Consider the following 23,558-nt stretch of genomic DNA (forward strand, 5'->3'; position numbering starts at 1 on the left):
GTTTTTATTTGTTTTTGTTGCTGTTTTGCGGAGTGGTCAGGCTTAGGCGTGCTTGGCACAAAGTGTTGTCTTCTTCGGAGGGGGTAATGGTAAAGCCTGATTTTTCAGCAAGTTTAAGCATAGGGGTGTTGGATTTGAGTATTTGGGCACTCATGACGCGGTAGCCTTGTTGTGTTGCCGATTGGATAATCAGCTTCATCATTTCCGCTGCCAACCCTTTGCCGCGTACGTTTTCAGCAAGCGTGATGCCGAATTCGCATTCGTTGCGGTTGATACGGCTGAAGCGGCTGACGGCGACGATGAGGTCGTCTGAATTGCGTGCCGTCCATGCGGCTTCGCTGTGGTAGTCGAGTTTGCTGAAGCGCGCGAGGGTGGGGATGGGCAATTCGTTGGTGTGGGTCATGAAGCGGGTGTAGCGCGCTTGCGGAGAAAGGCTGCGGACGAATTGCTGCTTGGCTTCCGCGTCTTCGGGGGTGAAGGGGCGGATGGTTACGGTTTCGCCGTTTTTGAGGGTAAGCGTGGCAAGATGCTCGGTCGGGTAGGGGGCGAGCACGTTTTGGATGGGGGCTTCGCTTTCGGTTTTTGCGCCCAAAAGTTCGGCAGCGGCTTCGCCGGTATTACGGAGGAACTCGGCGGCGGCAGGGTTTTTGCTGCGCAGGTATTCTGCTGCGGTCTGTACTTTGGCGGCGGCTTGTTCGAGCTTGAGGGTGGCTATATTGGTTGATTTGTTTTTCGGGGAGGGGCGTTCGTCAGCCTGCAAGATAAAGTCGCTGCTGTATTGGTCGCCATTAAGGTTGAGCAGGATTTCGCCGATGTATTGTTGCCGTTGGCTGAGTGTGTTTAAGGTGTGCAAGAGTTGGTTGAGGATATGCGTGTTTTCAAGTTGGGCGAAATGGGCGATGTGTTCAATGTCCAGTGTAGAAAACGGCGGGAGCGCGGCAGTGGTTTTGCCTTGATGGTATACGGTCAGGATGTCGCCATAGACGGTATGGCGTTGAAAACGGAATTGCACCGCGTTATGCACGGTGTGCTGATAGGCAGGCAGGCACAGGGCTTCGGCAAGCAAGGGCAGGTCTTTTGAAGCGAGGGCTTTGGTAATGTTTCTTGCTTGCGGGGTTTTCAGACGACCTTTTTTAGGCGTGGCGATGCGTAACTGCTCTTTTTGGAGTTGGTCGGCAATGTTTCGGAACGATACGGCTTGCAGGGCTTGTTCAGGACGGTCGAAATGTAGGAGGTCTTCTGAAAAGCGGCTGCTGACAAGTAAGGGTTTGGCAGTGTGTTTCGCCAGCACGCTCAGGGTGCGGGTCAGATTTTTTTCGTCGGGACTGTCGGTCGGGGCAACGATGGCGAGCAGGGCTTCGGTATGGGTATTTTGAAGGTGTTGGCTGGCGATGCTGTGGTAATGGGCGGGCGTGGGTGTGCTGCCGATGTAGCCTTGGCGGATGTGCGGCTGCTTGGTGGGGAATTGGAGTTTTAGGTTTGGGGGCGCACAGGTTTCCAGCCACTCGGCAGGGGTGTCGGACAGGATGTCGATGCTGTTCAGAGGGGGAAGGTCGGATAAACGCGCGTGCAGGGCGGCTTCGAGTTCGCTGCTGCTGAATGTGGCGAGGAAGTTGCAATGACGCGCAAGGCAGCGTAACACGGCTTTTTCGGTGTTGTCCGAACGGTGGGTAACGTGGAGGATAAGCGGTGTGTGGCGGGTGAAATGGCGGATGGCGCTGAACAGGTTGCGCTGGTTTTCGGCCGGGTTGTGTTCGATAACGGCAACTTTGGTGTGGCGGTTGTGGCCGAAACGGTTGAGCCAGTCGGCAGAGGTGGTGGGGCTGAGCGGATAGTTGAGGCTGATGTGGCGTGAAATGCCCTGTCCCATTTTTTGCAGCATGAGGTTGATTTCGCTGCTGACGGAGGCGTGTCCGGTCAAAAGGGCGGTGTAGCCTGCCGGATGGTCGGGTTGGGAACTGATGTTGATGCTTTGCGATGGAAGCTGCACGCCCGCGGGGCTGCACACGCTGATGTTGAGTTCGTTGCCGTGGTGTTTTTTGATGGCGGCTTCGGCGATGTGCCATTCGTCGTCGGACAGGCTTTCCCAGTCTTGGATGAGGATGATGTGGCCGAACTGTTTTTTGCGGCAGGATTTGAACAGGGCGTCGTAGCTGTCGGGCGGCGTTACGGCGATGACGAGGTCGGCGCTGCCGGGGATTTTGTTGAGGTTGGTGTAGGAGGTGAGTCCGGCAACCGTGCGGTGGCGGAGGTTGACGGGTGTGATTTGACCTTGAAACGGTGCGCTCAGGAGGTTGCTTAGGATGCGTTCGCCCAAGCTGTATGGGCGTTCGCTCGCGCCCACGAGGATGATGTGGTTGGGCATGAAGAAGTAGCCGGACATGGATTGGGCGGACATGGTGCCTCCTTTTCTGTATGTAGATGGTGCGTTTCAGACGACCTTTCGGGCGGTTTGGGTTGAAGGGTTGCCGTGTGTAAATGAACCGGATTCGGTGTTTATTGTTTGTTTTTGTTGTAAATGAAAAGTTTGTTTGTTGCTTGGAATGGCGAACATGCAAACTATAAATGATTTAATTATTTATATGGATTATATATGACAAATGGCATAAAAGGTCGTCTGAAAGGCGGGAACGTAAGGGTTTGTTCTTTTCAGACGACCTTTTATAGGCTTGGGGTGTGGCAATTTGTTTATAGTGGATTAACTTTAAACCAGTACGGCGTTACCTCGCCTTGCCGTACTATCTGTACTGTCTGCGGCTTTGTCGCCTTGTCCTGATTTAAATTTAATCCACTATACAAACCCCGATGGGTAATATTCATGGTCAAGAGTTTTTAGGATGCGGCTTTTCCGTTTTGCCGTTCACTTTCTTTTTGGGTAGGATAAAGTGCATTTTCAAACCATTCGGCTTGATGTTTTCAGCCATGATTTTGCCGTTGTGCTGCTCCATGATGTGTTGGGTCAGGGCAAGGCCTAAGCCGGTACCGGGTTTGCTGGCGCTGGAGTCGGCACGGTAAAAGGCGGTGAAAATGTGCGGCAGTTGCATTTCGTCCACGCCGGGACCGTTGTCGGTAACGTCCACAATCCAATGCTTGCTGTCTTGTCCGATATTGACGCGGATGGTGCTGCCTTCGGGGCTGTAATTGATGGCATTGCGGATAACGTTGTCAAACGCGCGGTACAAATAGCCTTCGTTGGCGCAGACCGTGGCATTTTCGGGGATTCTGGGTTCGACCGAAAGGGTAACGGTTTGTTTGTTCTGCTGGGCGATGCTTTGGTTGTCTTCCACGATGTTTTTCAGGAAGGGGACGAGCTTCAGGCTTTCTTTTTCCAGCGGGATGTTGGACGTTTCCAAACGGGAAAGCGTCAGCAATTCGCCAACCAAGGTATCCATGCGGGTCAATTCGCCTTCCAGCCTTTTCAGATATTGTTCCTGCTTTTGCGGCTGCGCCTGAATCAGTCCGACAATCGCCTGCATACGCGCCAAAGGCGAGCGCATTTCGTGGGAGACGTGGTGCAGCAGGTGGCGTTCTTTGGCAACGAGTTTTTCCAGTTTTTCCGCCATTTTGTCGAACTGGATGGCAAGGTGGGACAATTCGTCGTCGCGGTCGTCCACTTGCTGGGAAATACGGGTTTCAAGTTCGCCGTTTGCCACCCTGTCCATACCGCTGCCCAAAATTTTGATGGGCTTGGTAATGTTGCTGGCGAGGATGTACGCCATCAGCAGACCGACGACGATGATGAAGGACAGGATGATGAATTCGTGCCAAATCGGGGCGAGTGGCAGGCCCGGGATAAAGAGCGGGCTGGGCAGGCGTTGCGCCTGATGGCTGTCCCAACCTTTGATAAAGAAGAGGTATTCTTCGCCGAAACGGTCGTATTCGATGTGCGCCAAATCAGAATTGGGATTATTGATGGCAAACACGCGGGCGCGTTCGATGGTGTGGTTGTCGATGTTGCGGTCGAGGATGTCTTTTTTCTCGTCGCCCAAAATGACGTAAACGGAATTGGAGACGGGGCTGTCTTCCCATTCCGCCAAAATTTCGCGCGCACCGCTGTCCCCGCGCGCCCTAAAGGCGGAGAGGATGCTGTTCATCAAAGTGGTTTCGATGGTGCGGCGTTGGTTGAATTGGTTTTCGGCAAGGGTATTTTGCACCAGCCAAAAAGAAAAACTCGCCACAAAGATTGCGCAGACGATGACTGCGCAAAATGTGGCGAAGATGCGTTGAAACAGTTTCATTGATCTGTTTTATCTTTAGTTTTTAACAAACAGGTAGCCCAAGCCCCGTACGGTCTGAATCAGCGAGGCATCGCCCAGTTTGTGGCGGATGCTGGAGATGTGGACGTCGATGCTGCGGTCGAATTTTGCCAGTTTGCGGTCAAGCGCTTCGATGGACAAAGTTTCTTTGCTGACGACTTGTCCGGCATGGCGCATCAGGACTTCAAGCAGGTTGAACTCGGTGCTGGTCAGTTCGAGCGGAGTGTCTTTGATGGTCGCCTGACGTTTGGCAGGGTAGAGGACGACGTCGCTGACGGAAATGCTGTTTGGCGCGTTGTTCGGCTCGCCGCTTTGTTGCGCACGGCGCAGGATGGCATTGATGCGTGCCAACAGTTCGCGCGGGGTGCAAGGTTTCGGAACATAGTCGTCCGCACCCATTTCCAATCCGATGATGCGGTCGATGTCGTCGCCTTTGGCGGTCAGCATGATGATGGGAACGGTGCTTTGCGAGCGGACGTTTTTCAATACGTCCAAGCCGTTCATTTTCGGCATCATGGAGTCTAATACGACGACATCGTACTGGCCGGTCAGGATTTCGTGTACACCGGCTTCGCCGTCCGGAACGCTGTGGACATTCAATCCTTCGGCAGTAAGGTATTCGGTAAGCAATTCAGTCAGCAAAGCGTCGTCATCTACGAGTAATACGCGACTCATGGGATTTCCTTTTCGTGATTGTATGCGCTGCGCAAACCCGAAATAAACGGGTGCGGCGGATAGTGATGGCTAATCTTAACACGCATTTTGAGTTTTTTGATAGCTTGTTTTCCTATGCTTTTGCGCTTTTTTGCATTGCAGGGACGCTGTCTTTACATTTTCAGACGACCCCTGTACCAAATCCCCAAAATATACGCCGGATACGCGTCAAACGGACGGCAAAATAATGCCGGTAAAGGCTGTGTTCGAGAAAGGACGGAGGGATTCTATAGTGGATTAACTTTAAATCAGGACAAGGCGACGAAGCCGTAGACAGTACAGATAGTACGACAAGGCGAGGCAACGCCGTACTGGTTTAAAGTTAATCCACTATAAAACAGGTCGTCTGAAAACGTATTCAGCTTTCAGACGACCTGTTTGATGTTAGAATAATTGTTTATATTGATGAATGAATCACCAAGAGGCTTGTCGATATGTCCTTATCCATTGACGAACAGCTTTTGCCGCACCGCAATGCCATCGATGAAATCGATGCCGAGATTTTGCGCCTGTTGAACGAGCGCGCAGGCCATGCGCACGCCATCGGCGAATTGAAAGGAACGGGCGCGGTGTATCGTCCCGAGCGCGAAGTGGCAGTATTGAGGCGGATTCAGAGTTTGAACAAAGGCCCGCTGCCTGACGAGTCTATCGCAAGACTGTTTCGTGAAGTGATGAGCGAATGCTTGGCGTTGGAGCGTCCGCTGACGATTGCCTACCTCGGTCCGCAGGGAACGTTTACCCAGCAGGCAGCCATCAAACATTTCGGCCATGCCGCCCATACCGCCGCATTTCAAACCATAGACCAGTGTTTCCGACAAGTTGAAACGCGGCAGGCGGATTATTTGGTTGCGCCGGTTGAAAACTCGACCGAAGGCTCGGTCGGACGCACTTTGGATTTGCTGGCAGTAACCGCATTGAAAGCCTGTGGCGAAGTCATTGTCCGCATCCATCACAACCTCTTGCGTAAAGGCACGCATGAATTAGGCGGCATCACAAAAGTCTTCGCACATGCCCAAGCGCTGGCGCAATGCAACGACTGGCTCGGACGCAACCTGCCCAACGCCGAACGCATCGCCGTTTCCAGTAACGGAGAAGCGGCAAGACTGGTGGCAGAATCAGACGACCCAAGCATCGCCGCCATCGCAGGGCGTACCGCAGCCGATATTTACCATTTGAACTATGTCGCCGAGTGTATCGAAGACGAGCCGAACAACACCACGCGCTTTTTGGTTATGGGTCATCAAGATACAGGCAGCAGCGGCAAAGACAAAACCTCGCTGGCAGTCTCCGCACCCAACCGCGCCGGCGCCGTCGCCGCGCTGTTGCAGCCGTTTACCGAATCAGGCATTTCCATGACCAAGTTCGAAAGCCGCCCGAGCAAATCCGCGCTGTGGGAATACCTGTTCTTCATCGACATCGAAGGACATCAAAACGACGAAAAAGTCCAAAACGCACTGCGGCTCTTGAGCGAACGCGCATCATTTGTCAAAGTCATCGGCTCTTATCCGGCAGCCGTTTTGTAATGTAGCGGGAATGAAGAAGGTCGTCTGAAACTTTCAGACGACCTTCTTTATATCAAACCTGAGTCCATTATTTATCCACGACGATTTTGGCTGCCTGTTCGTCAGGCGAGGGTTCGTATTGTGTGGATTCGTCGCCGTAATACAGCACGCCGAGTTTGATGGGGATGCGGCCTTGCGATTTGCGGTGGGCGTTGGAGTCGCGCAGGGAGTAGGCGCAGCCGCAGTATTCTTGTTGGTAGAAGTGTTCGCGTTTGCTGATTTCGATCATGCGCGCGCTGCCGCCGCCTTTGCGCCAGTTGAAATCCCAATAGACGACATCGTCGTAGGGCGCGGCGGCGCGGTGGCCGCAGTCGTTGATTTGCGCCATGTTTTTCCAGCGGGAAATGCCCAGCGAGCTGGTGAAGACGGGGAAGCCGTTTTCGTGGGCGTATTGGGCGGCTTTTTCGAAACGCATGTCGAAACACATGGTGCAGCGGATGCCGCGTTCGGGTTCGAATTCCATGCCTTTGGCTTTGGCGAACCATTCTTTGCGGTCGTTTTCGTAGTCGTCGTCTTTGTCGATGAAGGGGATGCCGAATTTGTCGGCGAAGCGCATGTTTTCTTCTTTGCGCAACATGTATTCTTTGAGCGGGTGGATGTTGGGGTTGTAGAAGTAGATGGTATAGTCGATGCCGCTGGCGAGCATGGCTTCCATCACTTCGCCGCTGCACGGGGCGCAGCAGGAATGCAAGAGGACTTTTTTATTGCCGCCGGGCGGGACGAGGATGGGGCGGTTGATATCGGTAACGATGGGGCTGGTTTTGTCGTTCATGATTGGGGCGTTCCGTTTCGGTGTTTCAGACGACCTCTTGGGTTTTATGGGTCGTCTGAAAGGGTTGTGGTGTGTTTATTGGATGGGTTTGTTTTGTTTTTTGGCTGCTTTGCCGTCTTTGGGATCGGGTGGCGGCGGCTCGGCGAAGATGGTTTCGGGGTTGGGGTGTGCGGCAAATTCTTGCAGCAGTTTTTGGTAGTCTTGGGACTGTTTCATCAGCTCGGCTGCGGCGGTTCGCAGGTTGTCCACGTCTTCGGGCGGGAGGTAGAAGCTGGTGGGGATGTTCAACACTTTGTCGCGCAACGCGGACGGCGGCAGGTCTTTGAGGTTGAGGCTGACGAAGGAGAAGCTAATTCCGTCTCCGCTTTGTTGGTTGGCTTCGTTGCGTTGATCGACAAAGGCGCGGAAGCGGCGCAGGGATTCTTGGGTGTATTGGTCGATGGGGATGTTGATGATGGAGGTAACGACGTCGCGGAATCCGGGGACGGCGGCGGTTTTGTCCATATTGCTGCTGATTTGGTTTTGGGCGTTGACGCTGATGACGACGATGTGGCGCAGGTTGCGGCTGCGGATTTGTTGTTCCAACACTTTGTCGGGATAGATTTCGGTCATGTCCAAGAGGCTGCGCATGCCGAGGTTGTCGGTCAGTCCGCCGTCTATCAGGTGGATGTAAGGGCGGGTTTTGCTGTCGCTGTATTTGTTGAACCTGTTTTTAAACTCTTGATAAGTGGCGTTTTGCTGCTTTTGCGATTCGAGGCCGGTCATTTGCAGTTGCGGCGGCAGGGTGTAGCCGCAGTTGCCGCCGTTGTTGTTGAGGGTAATCGGGGCAAACACCATCGGCACTGCACTGGAAGCGGCGACGGCACGGGCAAGTCGCAAACCGCCCAAGTCGATACACATGGGATCGAAGTATTCTTGCGTGAAGTTCAGGCGTTCGCCTGCGCCCATGTCGGTGGCGGAAATGATGGCGAACGGGCCTTTGCCGTATTTTTCCAAATCGCGGAAGGTGGTTTTGCCGAAAAGGTGGTTTTCAAACTGCTCCTGTAAGAGGTCGCCGCGTCCGTATTCGGGCGAGGCAAGGCGGGGCAGGTTGGTCATGGAGAAGGCTTGTTTGACGACTTGGCGTTGGAAGTTTTGGTGAAGGAAAAGCTTGTAAAACATGGGGATGGTTTCTTCGCCTTTGAGCGCGAAATAGGCGGCGAGGACGGAGCCGCCGGATACGCCGACCACCAAATCGACATTGGACATCAGCGATTTGCTTTTGCCGCCGATGGTAACTTTTTGCTGCTGAAGCTGTTCCAACACGCCGTAGCCCAACGCCGCCGCGCGCGTGCCGCCGCCGGAGAGCATCAGGATGATGAAGGTGTCGTCTTCTTCGCGCTGAAACTGGCTGGTTTCAAAACGATAGCCTTGGTTCATATCAATTTTATTGATGGTGGCGACAGGCTGATACTTGACCAGCGAGCAGGCAGACAGCGCGGCTAAAGTAAAGGCGGTCAGGACGGTTTTGAACGGGCGTTTCGGCATGGAAGTTTGGCTGTGAAACGAAAGAGCTTGATTATAATGGATTAAATCGGTTTTTGATACCGTGCGGCAGGTTAAGCGATGCCACAGCGTAGATTGGAAGGTTTTCAGACGACCTTTGGTTCATTCCGCAATCGGACAGGTCGTCTGAAAAATAAAATCAGGATTTATCTGCCTTATCTCCGATTTTGCCTTCTTTGCCCTGAAGCAGGTTTTGGATATTGCTTTTATGACGGTACAACACCAGCACGGCGATGACGACGGTCGCCCAAGCCCAAGAAGGGTAGGGCATCAGCCAAAAGGCGACGAGCGGCGCGGCTACGGTGGCAGTCAACGCGGCAAGTGAGGACACTTTAAAGCCGAACGCCATCACCAGCCAAATCGCCGCGCAAACCAAAGCCGTTGCAGGAGAAAGCGCCAGCAGTACGCCCAACGCAGTCGCCACACCCTTGCCGCCTTTGAAGCCGAAAAACAGCGGCCACATATGTCCGACCAATGCGGCGACGGCAACCGCTGCTATGGTGATGTCCGACAGATTCAAAGCATCTTGCAGACAGCGTGCCAAAATCACCGCCACCAAACCTTTGAGCGCGTCGCCCAGCAAAGTCAACGCCGCTGCCTTTTTCTTGCCGCTGCGCAAAACATTGGTCGCTCCGGGGTTGCCCGAGCCGTAAGTGCGCGGATCGTCCATGCCGTAATATTTGGAAACAATGACGGCAAACGACAGCGAACCGATTAAATAAGCCGCGATAACGGCAGATACATTGAACATTTCAGATGCTTTACTTAAAATGGGACGCTCATTTTATCAAAAAAACAGGCAGGCAAATGGACAAAATCTTTTTACGCGGCATGAAGGCGGACACCCTGATCGGCGTGTACGACTGGGAACGCGAACGCCCCCAAACCCTGATTTTGGACTTGGACATCGGCATCCCCGAACAAAGCGGTCAGGACGACCACATCGGCAATACCGTCCACTACGGCGAAGTCTGCGAAGCCGTCAGGGCAAGCCTTGCCGAACAAAGCTTCCTCTTGCTCGAATCATTGGCGGAACACATCGCCAAGCTGATTCTCGAAAATTTCGGCGCGTTGAGTGTACGCGTCAGAATCATCAAGCCCGGCATCCTGCCCGATGTTAAAGAAGTCGGCATTGAAATCGAACGCAGCAGGGTTTAAAACAGCACAAACGTTTTAGCGAAACCCGCTTCGCTCCCTTTCAGACGAGCCTTTTCATGACTCAAGAGGTCGTCTGAAAGCTCGGCTCCAAAGAAGTTAAAACCCATTCCCGATTTTCAGACGACCCCGTATCAAACTTTACAAAGAGAACACGCAAATGGATTTGAAAGAAACCAAACTCAGCAGCGAGCCGATTTATCAAGGCTCATTTGTTACCATCAACCGCGACAAAGTCCGCCTGCCCAACGGCAACGAAAGCCAGCGCATCGTCATACGTCATCCCGGTGCGGCCTGCGTTTTAGCGGTTACCGAAGAGGGCAAAGCCGTACTCGTGCGCCAATGGCGTTACGCCGCAGACGCTGCCACGCTCGAGCTGCCCGCCGGCAAACTCGATGCAGGCGAAGACCCTGCCGAATGCGCCCTGCGCGAGCTGGCGGAAGAAACCCCGTACACCGCCGACCGCGTCAAACTCATCAGCAGCTTCTACACCGCCATCGGCTTCTGCGACGAAAAAATGTACTTCTACCAAGCAGAAGGCGTGCGCCTCGGCAGCACCCTGAGCAACGACGAAGACGAAATCACCGAAACCGTCCTGATGAGCAAGGAAGAAGCCTGCGCCGCTTTGGAACACAATGAAATCAAAGACGGCAAAACCTTAATTGGGTTGCAATATTGGCTGATGCAGGATTGATGTGAAGAGAATGTAAAAAGGTCGTCTGAAAGAATGTTTTCAGACGACCTTTTTGTTTAAAGTACCACTTATTTGGTGAAGTTTTTCAGTATGGCGGAGGCGATGTCGTCCAAGCCGAAACCGTCGGCTTCCTGCGCCGAGCCGTTGGGGGTGGCTTTATCAACGAGGTTGGGCAGGACTTGAGCCAGCAGGTCGCCCGCCTGGTTGGCATCGATGCCGAACTTTTGCGCCACTTGGCTGATGGTGTCGCTGCCCAGCGCGTTTTGCAAATCGCTGCCGGATATGGGCGCGTTGTCTTGTTGGTTGGAAACCCAGCTGTTCAATACGTCGCCCAATCCGCCTTGTTGCAACTGGTTGATCAGACTGCCCACGCCGCCTTGCTGACGTACCAAATCCATCGCCATATCGGTCAGAGAGTTTTGTGCGCCGCTACCGTCTTTACCGCCCAGTGCTTGTGCTGCCGCGTTCAGCAGGCTGTCTATTAATGCCATGATGTTTCCTTTGTGTGAAGTGTAAAATGCCGAGTGTAACAAAATTCCGTCATTTAATTCGCGGTTTAACTCAATTAAACCCGGCTTAGGGAGAATTGACGCGAAAACAAAAAAGGTCGTCTGAAAGCCTGTGTTGCACTTGAAATCCGAATCCAAGGCCCCTTTATTTCAAGCCGAGGCAGGGAGGTTTCCGCTATTCCCCGTCTTGGAAAATCACGTCGTTTTCAAACCGCGCCATATTGTGCAGCCCGTCGGTCAGGGCGATGCCTTTCATTTCGTGGCGGCGAACCAAGTCCAACACGGCTTCCTTGCCGGAAACGGGATGGCAGCCGGCGGGTCCCATATGTTGGAAACGGTCGGTGTAAAAGAGGTATAAATAACCGTCCCGCGCGTAAAACCCGCCGTCTTTGCGGTTTATCCCGACAAAAAGCGGCTGCTCCGCCAATTGGTTCCAAACGATATATTTCACGGATTTCGCCAAATCCGCCGAATATTTTTCCACCAGCCCGATCAGCAACACATTCTCCTGCGGCATGTTGCCGGCAAAAAAGTCCAGCAATTCGTCATCTTCGACATTCGTGAACTGCTTGAACAATTCCTCCGCCCGCGCGGATGTAACCTTATAGGGATTGGAAAAACCGACAATGGCTATCGGATGAAATTGCAGCGGCAGCTTGGCATCGGTGCCGATAGACAAAGCATCCATCTTCTCTCTGGAAGCCGCCATGCTGCCCGCACCGTTGACGCGCATCAACCAAGAAAGCGCGCATTCAAAATGCCCGCCGTCCTGCCCTCTGTATTCCATCAGTTGAATGCCCAACGAGTGCGCGACACGCAGGACATTACTCAAATTATTGAACTGGTCCGCTTTATCCAACGCACCGACCAAGCCGATGCCGTCTAAAGCGCCGTCCTGCCCGTCTGAAAAAGTCCGCGCGGCTTCATAGGTGTCAAACAGATACAAAACCGTCCGTCCGTCTTTCAGACGACCTATGTAAGGGATGCCCGTCCCTTCCGATACATCCGCCTGCATGGCAGACAGCGGCACATACACTTTATCTTTTGCATAAATCGCCCGCGCCGCGCCCTCGCTTTTTTCCTGCGCGGAAAGTTTGCGCGGCTCTTGTGCCGTTTCGTCGGACGGCTTGTTCCCAAAAATTTTCGACAAAATACTCATTCGGTTTTCCTTATGTATTGGTATGCGCCCGCTTGACTGCTTTTCTGCGCAACAGAACGGCGGTAAACCGGGCGCGCAAGATTTTATCACAGCCTTTTTCAGACGACTTGCATTACCCCTAAGATACCGTCCATAATAGCTTTATGCTTTAAGCTAGGAAAAACAATGACTATCCGAACCCCTACCTTATCCCTACTCACCCTGCTTATCCTCTTCCCGACGATGGCTGCAGCGAACGACGAACCGCCCGCCGACGGCGACACTTGGTTGGACCACCGCCACAAAGGAGTTTCCAAACGCTTGGACAAATGGTCCAACCGCATCGACGACTGGTTTGGCGAACCAAATCCCGACCATCCTGCCGACGCTAACCTGCGCCTTATGCTTGATACCGAATGGAACCCTGACGACAAGTTTACCGTGACGCCGCGCGTACGGGGTCGTCTGAAACTGCCGACCTTAGAGGAAAAAGTCCATGTGATTTTCGGTGACGACTCTTTGGACGACGAGTTGAAACACGAAGCCAACGCCTACCGCAACCGTACCAATACCAACGGCAGGATATTCGATGCATCCCAAAGCCGCGACAAAAATGCTTCCATTGCCGTACGCTGGTCTGAAGCATTCGCAAAACAGCACACCGATACCGACTTCGATATCGGTATCCGCTACGGCAGCGACCTGTTCGCCCGCGCCAAAAGCTCGAGCAATTGGCAACTGACCGACAACATCGACACCAGCTTGGAACAAATCTACCGTTACGGCATCAAGAGCAAACACCATGTCCGTACCAACTGGGAAACGCGTTACATCCCCAACGAAAAAAGCTTTATCGCCAATCAGGCACACCTGCAATACGAACACGATAAAACCGAAGACTGGACATGGGGCAACAGCCTCTTCCGCCAACACAACCTCGGCAAACACCGCCACGTCAACTACGGCGTGTACACCGGCGGCAATATCGAAAAACGCAAAGCCGCCCTCAATACCTACGGCCCGTTTACCACCTACCGCCAGCCGATTTGGCGCAACTGGCTGTTTACCCAAACCGAGCTCAACTACTACAACAACCGCAAGGAAAACCAAAAACACCGCGTCGGCGCGCTGTTAAGGATTGAAGCCTTGTTCTGATGCAAAAAGGTCGTCTGAAAGCCTGCTGCCGGATTCAACCCCGTCAATACAGCTTTCAGACGACCTTTTTTCTCAAAATTTTTTCAAACTCTCTCAATCGGATGATTCTTCCGAACCTTCTTCCCTGCCGTTGAAATACTCCGCCGCACCGCCATCGAAAAAGCCCTGCAAAATCGCTTGCGCCGCCACTTGGTCGAGTACCGCCTTTTGCTTGCGCCCGAACACCAGCGCCTCGGCAAGCAGGCTTTCCGCATATAGCGAAGACATACGTTCGTCCACCCAATATATGGGCAGGTTAAAACGCCCGTGCAGGCGGCGGCCGAATTTGCGGCTGAGGCGGGTCAACTCGTGTTCCGTGCCGTCGGCGTGGGTCGGCAGTCCGACGACCAGATGCTTGGGCTGCCATTCCCGTATCAGCTTGGCGATGGCGTTGAATTTCTCGTCATTGCTGTTGCCGGTAACCGTCGCCAAAGGATGCGACAAGCCAAGCTCCGCATCGCCCTGCGCCACACCGATACGCGCCTCGCCGAAATCAAACGCCAAAACCGTCCCTGTCGGCGCTTTATGCATGACCGGCTCCACAGACAAGCGCATCGGGCTGGATGCCCAGCTTGGCGAATGCAGCGGCGTAGCGGTGTTCATAAGGCATATCGAACAAAATATGTTCGTCCGCCTTCACCGTCAGCCAGACATTGTCCGCCAGCTCGCGTTCAAGCTGCCCTTTGCTCCAGCTCGAATAGCCTATGCTGATTAAAATTTTGTCCACCGCGCCTTCACGCGATAAGTTTTCAATCACATCGCGCGAAGAAGTCAGGGCAATGTCGTCTGAAACAATCATACTGTTTTGCCAGTTGCCCACGGGCGTATGCACGACATAGCCGCGGTCGATCTGTACCGGCCCGCCCATCATGACGTGTTCGTGTTGCATCCGTAAAGGAATATTGCGGTCGGACGCCGCAAAAATCATGTCCATCGTAATCGGCGACGGTTTGTTGATGATGATGCCCAACGCGCCCTCTTCGTTGTGTTCGCACACATAAATCACCGAATTTTCAAAAAACGGATCATCCATATCGGGCATGGCAATCAAGAAATGGTCGGTTAGGTTCATATCGCTTGTCTTTTATTTGGTCGGTACAGGCGCATCCACGACGCACGCACCGTAAATCTGTTTGCCTTCCGCACCGGCAATTTGCTGCACATCCGCTTTAGCACCGCTAAAGCAAGACACCGCGCTCAAAGAGTTCTTCGGCGAACCCTGAACGATTTTGTCGCTATAAACTAAATACGCAAACGCCTTACGTTTAGGATCGTAATAACGGATAATCTGCTGGCTCTTAAACGCCAAACTCGCACTGCGTTTAAACACTTCCCGCGGCTTGACGACAGCTTGCTCGTTGTAACGGATGACCTCCGCCGTCTGCACGCACGACACGGAAGCATCGCTCGCATCCTCCTCCAAATTCACCGTCTCTTTCAAACCGCCTTTCTTCGCATAAGAAATATAACAGGCAACCCCTTGCACATCAGGATCGTCAAAACCCTCAACTTCAATACGGTCATTTTTCCCCAGCATATGAAAAACCGTGCTGGCACGTCCGATTTTATCGGTATCGTTACCGCAGGAAGCAAGAAGCAGGGCGCAAAGCGCAGGCAGAATGATTTTATTCATGTAAATAAGAAACCTTTGAGGGTTGAAAATAAAGAAGCTAACACCGTAGCTCCTACTATATAAGACCGCTTGTTCAGATTGCAAGCGCAGAGGAAAGTATTGTCTGAACAAATATGGGCAGATGTTATTTTCAGACGACCCCGCTGACTATATAATTCCGCCTATTGCCTTTATTTTAACGATCCAGAACCAATCATGCGTTACAAACCTCTTTTACTCGCCCTGCTCATCGGTTTCGCTTCTCCCTCTTTTGCCGCCAAAGACGCGCCCAAGGAGAAGGCTGCGCCCGTCAAAAAAAGCGTCAAAGCCAAAAAGGACGCCGAATCTGCTAAAAAAGAAGCTGCCAAAGACAAAGCGAAACCTGCCGCGAAAAAGGAAACTGTCGAAGCGGCGAAAAACGAGCGTGCCAAAGAACGCAGAAACGACAAAGAAACCAAAAAACAAGATAAAGCCGACAAAACCAAAAAAGGCGAAGCCAAAGCGGAAGAGAAGGCAGGCAAAGCCGTTCCCGCAAAAACCGAGCCTGTAAAAGGCAAAGACAAAGCGGCAGACAAACCCGCAGCCAAAAATAATGTAAAGGCAAAAAAAGAAGCCGCCGAGTTGCCTAAAAAAGACGAAGCAGCGGCAAAACAGGACAGAAAAACCGTCGAGAAAAAAACGGACAAAGCCGATAAGAAAACCGCTGCCGCCGATTCAGACGACTTCAAAGCCGCAGTAACCGCCGCCGCCAATGATTTGGAAAGCAAAAAATCGCTGCGCAGCCGCAACGAAGGTTTCATCATCCACGTCAACACCACGTTGAAACAGTTGCAGCAAAGCCGTATCAACCTGTCCGCCATCAACCGCCAGCAGCGCGACGCATGGGACAAGTTCCAAAAGTTCAATGCTGATTTGAACCACCTGAAAACTCAGGTTTCCAACACGCGCGCGCAAATTTCCCGCTTTGTTTCGGGCAATTATAAAAACAGCCAGCCCAACGCCGTTGCCCTGTTCCTGAAAAATGCCGAGCCGGGTCAGAAAACCCGCTTTCTGCGTTACACCCGCTATATCAATACTGCCAACGAGCAAGTCATCAAAGACCTTGAGAAGCAGCAAAAAGAGCTGGCAGCGCAAGAGCAGAAAATCAACAACGAGCTGGCATACCTGAAAAAACTTCAGGTCAACGTCCAATCTTCGCTGCGCCGACACGGCGTAACCAACACCGCCGAACAAGCGGAAAGCCGCCGCCAAAATGCGCAAATGGCAAAAGATGCGCAGAAAAAAATCAACCACAAAGAAAACGAACAACGCCTGAACAACTTGTTGAAAGACTTGGACAAACACAAAGCCGAGCAACGCCGCCAGGAAGCCGAAGCGCGTAAAAAAGCCGCCGAAGCCCGTCTTGCCGCCGCTGAAAAAGCGCGTAAAGACCGCGCTGCCGCCGCGCAAAAAGCCGCCGACGAACGCGTCGCCATGTCCAACCTGACCGCCGAAGACATGAACATCCGCGCGCCTTCCTACGTCAGAATCAGCAATGCCAACAGTTTCAGCCGTATGCAGGGTCGTCTGAAAAAACCGGTCAGCGGCACGCTTGCCGGACTCTTCGGACAAGACCGCGGCGACGGTGAAGTTTGGAAAGGCGTGTTCTACCAAACGACTCCGGCAATCGTCAGCAGCATCGCTGGCGGTACGGTTACCTACGCCGATGAACTGGAAGGTTTCGGCAAAGTCATCGTCATCGATCACGGCGACGGCTATATCAGCATTTATTCAGGCTTGAGCGAAATCGAAGTCGCCAAAGGCTATGCCGTAGCCGCAGGCAACCGCCTAGGCATCAGCGGAACCCTGCCTTCGGGCATGGAAGGCCTGTATTTGGAAGTCCGCTACAACGGACAGGCAATGAACCCGCTCTCCTGGATAAGCTGACCTGCAAACAGGTTTGATATTTTCAGACGACCTTTTGCCGTATCATAGCGTCGTCTGAAATTTAATAACTGAACCCAACGGCCTTATATTCAAAAGCTTTTACACCCGCGCAGATATTTTTTACGCGAATCCGGTTGTTTATCAAGCGTAAATCGCATACAGTCTTGCGGACGTATATTCAGGTCGTCTGAAGCAATATTTCCCTACCCCGTTTCACAGTCATTACGGTCTGAAATGAAATAAGACAAAAAGAAAGCTATTCATAATGTCAACATCCACTTTGAAAAAAGTCGCACTCTACACACTCGGCGCATTCAGCGGTGTCGCCCTCAGCTTGAGCGTTCAAAGCTTTGCCGCCGAAAAAGACAAAAAAGACAACGAAACCCTGCCCGTACAATCCATCCGCAACATGGCGGAAGTTTACGGGCAAATCAAAGCCAATTATTACCAAGACAAATCCGATGCCGATCTCTTTGAAGGAGCGATGAAAGGCATGGTATCCGATCTCGACCCGCATTCCGAGTATTTGGATAAAAAAGGCTTTGCCGATATGAAAGAATCTACCAGCGGCGAATTCGGCGGCTTGGGTATGGAAATCGGGCAGGAAGACGGATTTATCAAAGTCGTTGCCCCGATTGAGGATACGCCCGCCGAGCGCGCAGGCGTGAAAAGCGGCGACTTCATCGTCAAAATCGACAACGTTTCCACACGCGGTCTGACCACCAGTGAAGCCGTGAAAAAAATGCGCGGCAAACCGGGTACTAAAATCACCCTGACCCTTTCGCGCAAAAATGCGGACAAACCCATCGTCGTCAACCTGACCCGCGCCATCATTAAAGTCAAAAGCGTCCGCCATCACCTGCTCGAACCGGGCTATGGCTACATCCGCGTGTCCCAATTCCAAGAGCGCACCGTGGCAGCCATCAATGAATCCGCCAAGGCATTGATTAAAGAAAATAAAGGCGCGCCGCTCAAAGGCCTCGTCCTCGATCTGCGCGATGACCCGGGTGGTCTGCTTGACGGCGCGGTCGGTGTGTCTGCTGCCTTCCTGCCTGCAGATGCAAAAGTCGTCAGCACCAAAGGACGCGACGGCAAAGAAAGCTCGGTATTGAAAGCCCGTCCCGAAGACTATATCCGCGTGAGCGGCAAAGACCCGCTGGCAGATCTGCCCGCCGAGTTGAAGACCATTCCGATGACCGTGTTGATCAACTCAGGCTCTGCCTCCGCTTCTGAAATCGTTGCAGGCGCGCTGCAAGACCATAAACGCGCCGTCGTCGTCGGTACGCAAAGTTTCGGCAAAGGCTCGGTACAAACGCTGATTCCGCTGTCCAACGGCAGCGCGGTTAAGCTGACTACCGCGCTGTACTACACGCCGAACGACCGCTCGATTCAAGCGCAAGGCATCGTTCCTGATGTCGAAGTCAAAGACAAAGACCGCGCTTTTGAAAGCCGCGAAGCCGACCTCGCCGGACACATCGGCAACCCGCTCGGCGGCGAAGACGTCAACAGCAGCAACGAAATCAGTGCGCCTGATTCAAACGAAGCTGCCAAAGCCGATGAAAACGCCAAGTCCAAAAAAGGCAAGGACAAAGAAAAAGACGAAGACATTTCCAGCCGTCGTATTCCTAATCCTGCCAAAGACGACCAACTCCGCAAGGCACTGGATTTAGTCAAAAATCCAGCCGAATGGCAGAAGTCTTTAGGTTTGGCGGCGAAAAAACCGGCTCCGAAAAAAGACAAGAAAGACGGTAAAGACGAAAGCAAATAAGCCCAGTCCGAATCCTTGAAAAAAGGTCGTCTGAAAACGCTATCAGTTTTCAGACGACCTTTTCACACTTCAAAAATCCCATAGGGAAAACATCATGGCAAAAGCCCCTAAAACCATCTACCAATGCACCGAATGCGGCGGCACTTCCCCGAAATGGCAAGGCAAATGCCCGCATTGCGGCGAGTGGAACACGCTTCAGGAAAGCCTTGCCGCTCCCGAACCGAAAAACGCCCGCTTCCAATCTTGGGCGGCGGACACATCGACCGTCCAATCCCTATCTGCTGTGACTGCCACCGAAGTGCCGCGCAATCCGACCGGTATGGGCGAACTTGACCGCGTATTGGGCGGCGGTTTGGTCGATGGCGCGGTCATCCTGCTCGGCGGCGACCCCGGCATCGGCAAATCCACGCTGCTGTTGCAAACCATCGCCAAAATGGCGCAAAGCCGCAAAGTGCTGTACGTTTCCGGCGAGGAATCCGCCCAACAGGTCGCCCTGCGCGCGCAACGTCTGGAACTGCCCACCGAAGGCGTGAACCTGCTTGCCGAAATCCGCATGGAAGCGATTCAAGCGGCGTTGAAACAGCATCAGCCCGAAGTCGTCGTCATCGACTCCATCCAAACCATGTATTCCGACCAAATCACTTCCGCTCCCGGCTCCGTGTCGCAGGTGCGTGAATGTGCCGCCCAACTGACGCGCATGGCGAAACAAATGGGCATCGCCATGATATTGGTCGGACACGTTACCAAAGACGGCGCGATTGCCGGTCCGCGCGTGCTGGAACACATGGTCGATACCGTGCTGTATTTCGAGGGCGACCAACATTCCAACTACCGCATGATACGCGCCATCAAAAACCGCTTCGGCGCAGCAAACGAATTGGGCGTATTCGCCATGACTGAAAACGGTTTGAAAGGCGTGTCCAACCCGTCCGCCATCTTCCTTGCCAGCTACCGCGACGACACGCCCGGTTCGTGCGTTTTGGTCACGCAGGAAGGCAGCCGCCCGCTTCTGGTCGAAATTCAGGCATTGGTTGATGACGCACACGGCTTCACCCCCAAACGCCTCACCGTCGGCCTCGAACAAAACCGCCTCGCCATGCTGCTCGCCGTCCTCAACCGCCACGGCGGTATCGCCTGTTTTGACCAAGACGTGTTCCTCAACGCCGTCGGCGGCGTCAAAATCGGCGAACCCGCCGCCGACCTCGCCGTCATCCTCGCCATGCTCTCCAGCTTCCGCAACCGCCCGCTGCCCGAAAAAATGGTCGCCTTCGGCGAAATCGGCCTAAGCGGCGAAGTCCGCCCCGTCGCACGAGGACAGGAGCGGCTCAAAGAAGCCGAAAAACTCGGCTTCAAACGCGCCATTGTCCCCAAAGCCAATATGCCGCGCAACGAAAAAGAGTTTCCGAATCTAAAAATCTTCGGCGTTTCCAGCCTTCAGGAAGCCATCGAAATCTGCCGCGATGCGGAAAATTGACAGACAGCAATCGGAAAGGTCGTCTGAAAACCTATTTCAAGTTTCAGACGACTTTCACCGAGGAGCGTGTGGTACATTTGATATGCCTCTTACGAAAATCAGTATGAAGCAAAATGCCAACCTATTCTTTTGCCTTTAAGAAGAAGGGAAGGGTGGTAGGCTGGGGATTTTTATTTCACCTTGCCATATTATACGAATGTGAGGTTAGGGTAGGCTGGTGTTTCCGATTTTAATTTGCCGTATAGAGCGGTATATGTTTAAAGATTGAAAAGCGGAAGAGGCTGGAAAATACAGTCGGTTTGAGAAGCAGTTCGCACTACCCCCGCATCCTGTTAAAATACCCGGTCTGAAAAGACAGAAGACAAGAATAGAATTATGAGTATTGCCAATAATAAAAAAGCCTTTCACGACTTCTTTATCGAAGACCAGCTCGAAGCCGGTTTGGTATTGGAGGGTTGGGAAGTCAAAGCCATCCGCGCCGCGCGGGTGCAGTTGAAAGAAAGCTATATCTACTGGAAAAAAGACGCTTTTTATCTGGTCGGCTGCCACATTACCGCGCTGCCGACCGCTTCGACGCATGTCAAACCCGACCCCGTCCGTCCGCGCAAGCTTTTGCTCAAGCAATCCGAAATCAACAAGCTCATCGGTAAAACCGAGCGCGCGGGTTATACCATCGTCCCATTGAACCTGCACTTCACACGCGGCAAAATCAAAATGGAAATCGGCTTGGCGAAGGGTAAAAAACAACACGATAAACGCCAAAGCCTGAAAGAAGCCGACTGGAAACGCGAAAAACAACGTTTGATGAAAAATGTACGCTGAGGCTGATAGCAGCTTGGATTGAACGCCGGACGCCGATGTTGCCGCAAACGTGTGCCAACCGTTTACACATCAAGCCCTATGTTTGCAAAAACATACCCAAGATTGCTTTCTTCAGGCTTTTCAGACGACCCCTGCGCCCCAATAATCAGGGTCGTCTGAAATTTTACGGAGTAACGCCATGTCTCGCTCTTCGCTTTTCCTGCCGCTGTTTTTGATTATCTTCGGTGCCGTTTGGTTTTTGAAAACGACGGACATCCTGCCCGCAACTTCGACCATCGTATCCGCCGGTATGGTGGTGGCGGGGATTGCGGTTTTGGTGATGGACGGTGTCAACAAGCAGTCTATCGTGTCCGGCCCGCTGCTGGTGTATATCGGCGCAGCGGTATATCTGCACAATCAATATTGGCTCGGCTATTCGCCGCTGGTTGCTTTGGGAATGATGGTGCTGGGCTGCCTGCTGCTGCTTTCGCGCAGCGACATGGTGTCTTATAAGCAGCATAAACAGCAAGATAACTAAGCCCCTCTCCCTGCAAAGGTCGTCTGAAAATGGTATAATCCGCCGTTTTCAGACGACCTGTTTTATTATCGGAATCCCGTTTGAAACAGTCAGACCGTTCCCTATCACTCTGCAAAGTTCCCGCCATGACCCAAGACAAAATCCTCATCCTCGACTTCGGTTCGCAAGTTACCCAGCTTATCGCCCGCCGCGTGCGCGAAGCTCATGTTTACTGCGAGCTGCATTCTTTCGACATGCCTTTGGAAGAAATCAAAGCCTTCAATCCGAAAGGCATCATCCTCTCCGGCGGCCCCAATTCCGTTTACGAATCTGACTATCAAGCCGATACCAGCATTTTCGATTTGGGCATTCCGGTTTTGGGCATCTGCTACGGAATGCAGTTTATGGCGCACCACTTGGGCGGCGAAGTTCAGCCCGGCAACCAGCGTGAATTCGGTTACGCGCAAGTCAAAACCATTGATAGCGAACTGACCCGCGATATTTTCGACGACGCGCCGAATACGCTGGACGTATGGATGAGCCACGGCGATAAAGTATCCAAACTGCCCAACGGCTTTGCCGTTATCGGCGATACCCCGTCATGCCCGATTGCCATGATGGAAAACGTCGAAAAACAATTCTACGGCATCCAATTCCACCCCGAAGTGACCCATACCAAACAAGGCCGCGCCCTGTTGAACCGCTTTGTCTTGGACATCTGCGGCGCGCAACCCAGCTGGACGATGCCGAACTACATCGAAGAAGCCGTTGCAAAAATCCGTGAACAAGTCGGCAGCGACGAAGTGATTTTGGGTCTGTCTGGCGGCGTGGATAGCTCCGTAGCCGCCGCGCTGATTCACCGCGCCATCGGCGACCAACTGACTTGCGTGTTCGTCGATCACGGCCTCTTGCGCTTAAACGAAGGCAAAATGGTGATGGATATGTTCGCCCGCAACTTGGGTGTGAAGGTGATTCATGTCGATGCCGAAGAGCAATTCATGGCGAAACTCGCCGGCGTTACCGACCCTGAGAAAAAACGCAAAATCATCGGCGCGGAATTTATCGAAGTATTTGATGCCGAAGAGAAAAAACTCACCAACGCCAAATGGCTGGCGCAAGGCACGATTTACCCCGACGTAATCGAATCCGCAGGCGCAAAAACCAAAAAAGCCCACGCCATCAAATCGCACCACAACGTCGGCGGCCTGCCTGAAAACATGAAACTCAAGCTGCTTGAGCCGTTGCGCGACTTGTTCAAAGACGAAGTGCGCGAACTCGGCGTCGCTTTGGGCTTGCCGCGCGAAATGGTGTACCGCCATCCGTTCCCCGGCCCCGGTTTGGGTGTGCGCATCTTGGGCGAAGTGAAAAAAGAATACGCCGACTTATTGCGTCAAGCGGACGATATTTTCATCCAAGAATTGCGCAACACTACCGACGAAAACGGCACATCTTGGTACGACCTGACCAGCCAAGCCTTCGCCGTGTTCCTGCCCGTCAAATCCGTCGGCGTAATGGGTGACGGACGCACTTACGACTACGTCGTCGCACTGCGCGCAGTCATCACCAGCGACTTCATGACCGCACACTGGGCAGAACTGCCGTACTCGCTGCTCGGCCGCGTGTCCAACCGCATCATCAACGAAGTCAAAGGCATCAACCGCGTGGTGTACGATGTAAGCGGCAAACCGCCCGCCACGATTGAGTGGGAATAAAAGTAGAGAGATAAACGCATGAAAAAGGTCGTCTGAAATGGTTTCAGACGACCTTTTGGTTTTTAAACGACAGTTTCTTTTTCCGTGTAATCAACACGCTGTCCTCGATCGGCTATATGCCGAAACCAATTTGCAAACCCTGAAAACCTTGTCTGGTAGATGCCGAAGGTACATAAACCACTTGACCGATTACATCGGATTACGTAAAG

At 53.0% G+C, this 23,558-nt stretch carries 20 protein-coding genes and 1 pseudogene; 10 read left to right on the forward strand and 11 right to left on the reverse strand.

What is annotated here, in order from left to right:
* Nucleotides 1-4: 4 nt before the first annotated feature.
* The 3 genes from AC5M9B_RS07230 to misR form a co-directional block, all read right to left on the reverse strand.
* Nucleotides 5-2,398, reverse strand: a complete 2,394-nt coding sequence (locus AC5M9B_RS07230) for a bifunctional acetate--CoA ligase family protein/GNAT family N-acetyltransferase (protein WP_487648443.1) — start codon at nt 2,396-2,398, stop codon at nt 5-7.
* Nucleotides 2,399-2,822: 424 nt separating this feature from the next.
* Entirely contained in the window at nt 2,823-4,238 is a 1,416-nt protein-coding gene (locus AC5M9B_RS07235; protein ID WP_003758036.1) for a HAMP domain-containing sensor histidine kinase, read from the reverse strand.
* Nucleotides 4,239-4,253: 15 nt separating this feature from the next.
* Complete coding sequence (misR, locus tag AC5M9B_RS07240) at nt 4,254-4,931, reverse strand: two-component system response regulator MisR (protein ID WP_003740839.1); 678 nt, start codon at nt 4,929-4,931, stop codon at nt 4,254-4,256.
* 473 nt (nt 4,932-5,404) lie between these two features.
* Here misR and pheA point away from each other — a divergent pair, with 473 nt between their 5' ends.
* Nucleotides 5,405-6,493, forward strand: coding sequence for a prephenate dehydratase (pheA, locus tag AC5M9B_RS07245; protein ID WP_487648444.1), 1,089 nt, complete (start codon nt 5,405-5,407; stop codon nt 6,491-6,493).
* Nucleotides 6,494-6,560: 67 nt separating this feature from the next.
* Here pheA and AC5M9B_RS07250 read toward each other — a convergent pair whose 3' ends face one another.
* From AC5M9B_RS07250 to plsY, 3 genes are all read right to left on the reverse strand, one after another.
* Entirely contained in the window at nt 6,561-7,304 is a 744-nt protein-coding gene (locus tag AC5M9B_RS07250; RefSeq protein WP_209282854.1) for an epoxyqueuosine reductase QueH, read from the reverse strand.
* 75 nt (nt 7,305-7,379) lie between these two features.
* Nucleotides 7,380-8,831, reverse strand: a complete 1,452-nt coding sequence (locus AC5M9B_RS07255; RefSeq protein ID WP_487648445.1) for a patatin-like phospholipase family protein — start codon at nt 8,829-8,831, stop codon at nt 7,380-7,382.
* A 157-nt stretch (nt 8,832-8,988) separates the two neighbouring features.
* Nucleotides 8,989-9,600: a glycerol-3-phosphate 1-O-acyltransferase PlsY gene (gene plsY / locus AC5M9B_RS07260; RefSeq protein ID WP_209282852.1), complete on the reverse strand. Its 612-nt coding sequence runs from the start codon at nt 9,598-9,600 to the stop codon at nt 8,989-8,991.
* A gap of 56 nt (nt 9,601-9,656) precedes the next feature.
* Between plsY and folB the strand changes: the two genes are divergently transcribed.
* Nucleotides 9,657-10,007, forward strand: a complete 351-nt coding sequence (gene folB / locus AC5M9B_RS07265; RefSeq protein ID WP_209282851.1) for a dihydroneopterin aldolase — start codon at nt 9,657-9,659, stop codon at nt 10,005-10,007.
* Nucleotides 10,008-10,164: 157 nt separating this feature from the next.
* Nucleotides 10,165-10,698: an NUDIX hydrolase gene (locus AC5M9B_RS07270; protein WP_209282850.1), complete on the forward strand. Its 534-nt coding sequence runs from the start codon at nt 10,165-10,167 to the stop codon at nt 10,696-10,698.
* Nucleotides 10,699-10,766: 68 nt separating this feature from the next.
* On the opposite strand, the gene AC5M9B_RS07275 is transcribed toward AC5M9B_RS07270, so the two are convergent.
* Nucleotides 10,767-11,189, reverse strand: a complete 423-nt coding sequence (locus AC5M9B_RS07275; protein WP_487648446.1) for a YidB family protein — start codon at nt 11,187-11,189, stop codon at nt 10,767-10,769.
* Between the two features lie 193 nt (nt 11,190-11,382).
* The gene (locus tag AC5M9B_RS07280; RefSeq protein WP_487648447.1) at nt 11,383-12,366 is read right to left on the reverse strand and encodes a hypothetical protein; all 984 of its coding nucleotides are present in this window, start codon (nt 12,364-12,366) and stop codon (nt 11,383-11,385) included.
* A gap of 165 nt (nt 12,367-12,531) precedes the next feature.
* Between AC5M9B_RS07280 and AC5M9B_RS07285 the strand changes: the two genes are divergently transcribed.
* Nucleotides 12,532-13,500, forward strand: coding sequence for a hypothetical protein (locus tag AC5M9B_RS07285; protein WP_487648448.1), 969 nt, complete (start codon nt 12,532-12,534; stop codon nt 13,498-13,500).
* Nucleotides 13,501-13,593: 93 nt separating this feature from the next.
* On the opposite strand, the gene ruvX is transcribed toward AC5M9B_RS07285, so the two are convergent.
* From ruvX to AC5M9B_RS07300, 3 genes are read right to left on the reverse strand one after another with little or no spacing between them, the layout of a single operon-like run.
* On the reverse strand, nt 13,594-14,070 hold the full coding sequence (gene ruvX, locus AC5M9B_RS07290) for a Holliday junction resolvase RuvX (protein ID WP_049228547.1): 477 nt from the start codon (nt 14,068-14,070) through the stop codon (nt 13,594-13,596).
* Nucleotides 14,063-14,611, reverse strand: a complete 549-nt coding sequence (locus AC5M9B_RS07295; protein ID WP_003757292.1) for a YqgE/AlgH family protein — start codon at nt 14,609-14,611, stop codon at nt 14,063-14,065. The genes ruvX and AC5M9B_RS07295 overlap by 8 nt, the downstream gene beginning before the upstream one ends.
* A gap of 12 nt (nt 14,612-14,623) precedes the next feature.
* Complete coding sequence (locus tag AC5M9B_RS07300; protein ID WP_049228546.1) at nt 14,624-15,172, reverse strand: CreA family protein; 549 nt, start codon at nt 15,170-15,172, stop codon at nt 14,624-14,626.
* A 195-nt stretch (nt 15,173-15,367) separates the two neighbouring features.
* Between AC5M9B_RS07300 and AC5M9B_RS07305 the strand changes: the two genes are divergently transcribed.
* The 6 genes and pseudogenes from AC5M9B_RS07305 (at nt 15,368) to guaA (ending at nt 23,349) form a co-directional block, all read left to right on the forward strand.
* Nucleotides 15,368-17,077 (forward strand): murein hydrolase activator EnvC family protein, encoded by a 1,710-nt coding sequence (locus AC5M9B_RS07305; protein WP_487648449.1) that lies wholly within the window; start codon nt 15,368-15,370, stop codon nt 17,075-17,077.
* Nucleotides 17,078-17,342: 265 nt separating this feature from the next.
* Nucleotides 17,343-18,845, forward strand: a complete 1,503-nt coding sequence (locus AC5M9B_RS07310; protein WP_487648450.1) for a S41 family peptidase — start codon at nt 17,343-17,345, stop codon at nt 18,843-18,845.
* A 94-nt stretch (nt 18,846-18,939) separates the two neighbouring features.
* A complete protein-coding gene (gene radA, locus AC5M9B_RS07315) occupies nt 18,940-20,319 on the forward strand; it encodes a DNA repair protein RadA (protein ID WP_003740864.1) in 1,380 nt (459 codons plus the stop codon).
* 363 nt (nt 20,320-20,682) lie between these two features.
* Nucleotides 20,683-21,141 (forward strand): annotated as a pseudogene (gene smpB / locus AC5M9B_RS07320) (SsrA-binding protein SmpB); the annotation flags it as partial.
* Nucleotides 21,142-21,319: 178 nt separating this feature from the next.
* The gene (locus AC5M9B_RS07325; RefSeq protein ID WP_487648451.1) at nt 21,320-21,658 is read left to right on the forward strand and encodes a LiaF transmembrane domain-containing protein; all 339 of its coding nucleotides are present in this window, start codon (nt 21,320-21,322) and stop codon (nt 21,656-21,658) included.
* Between the two features lie 125 nt (nt 21,659-21,783).
* Nucleotides 21,784-23,349, forward strand: coding sequence for a glutamine-hydrolyzing GMP synthase (gene guaA / locus AC5M9B_RS07330; protein ID WP_070539675.1), 1,566 nt, complete (start codon nt 21,784-21,786; stop codon nt 23,347-23,349).
* The last annotated feature ends 209 nt before the right edge of the window (nt 23,350-23,558 follow it).

It is taken from the genome of Neisseria flava (genome assembly GCF_982712965.1).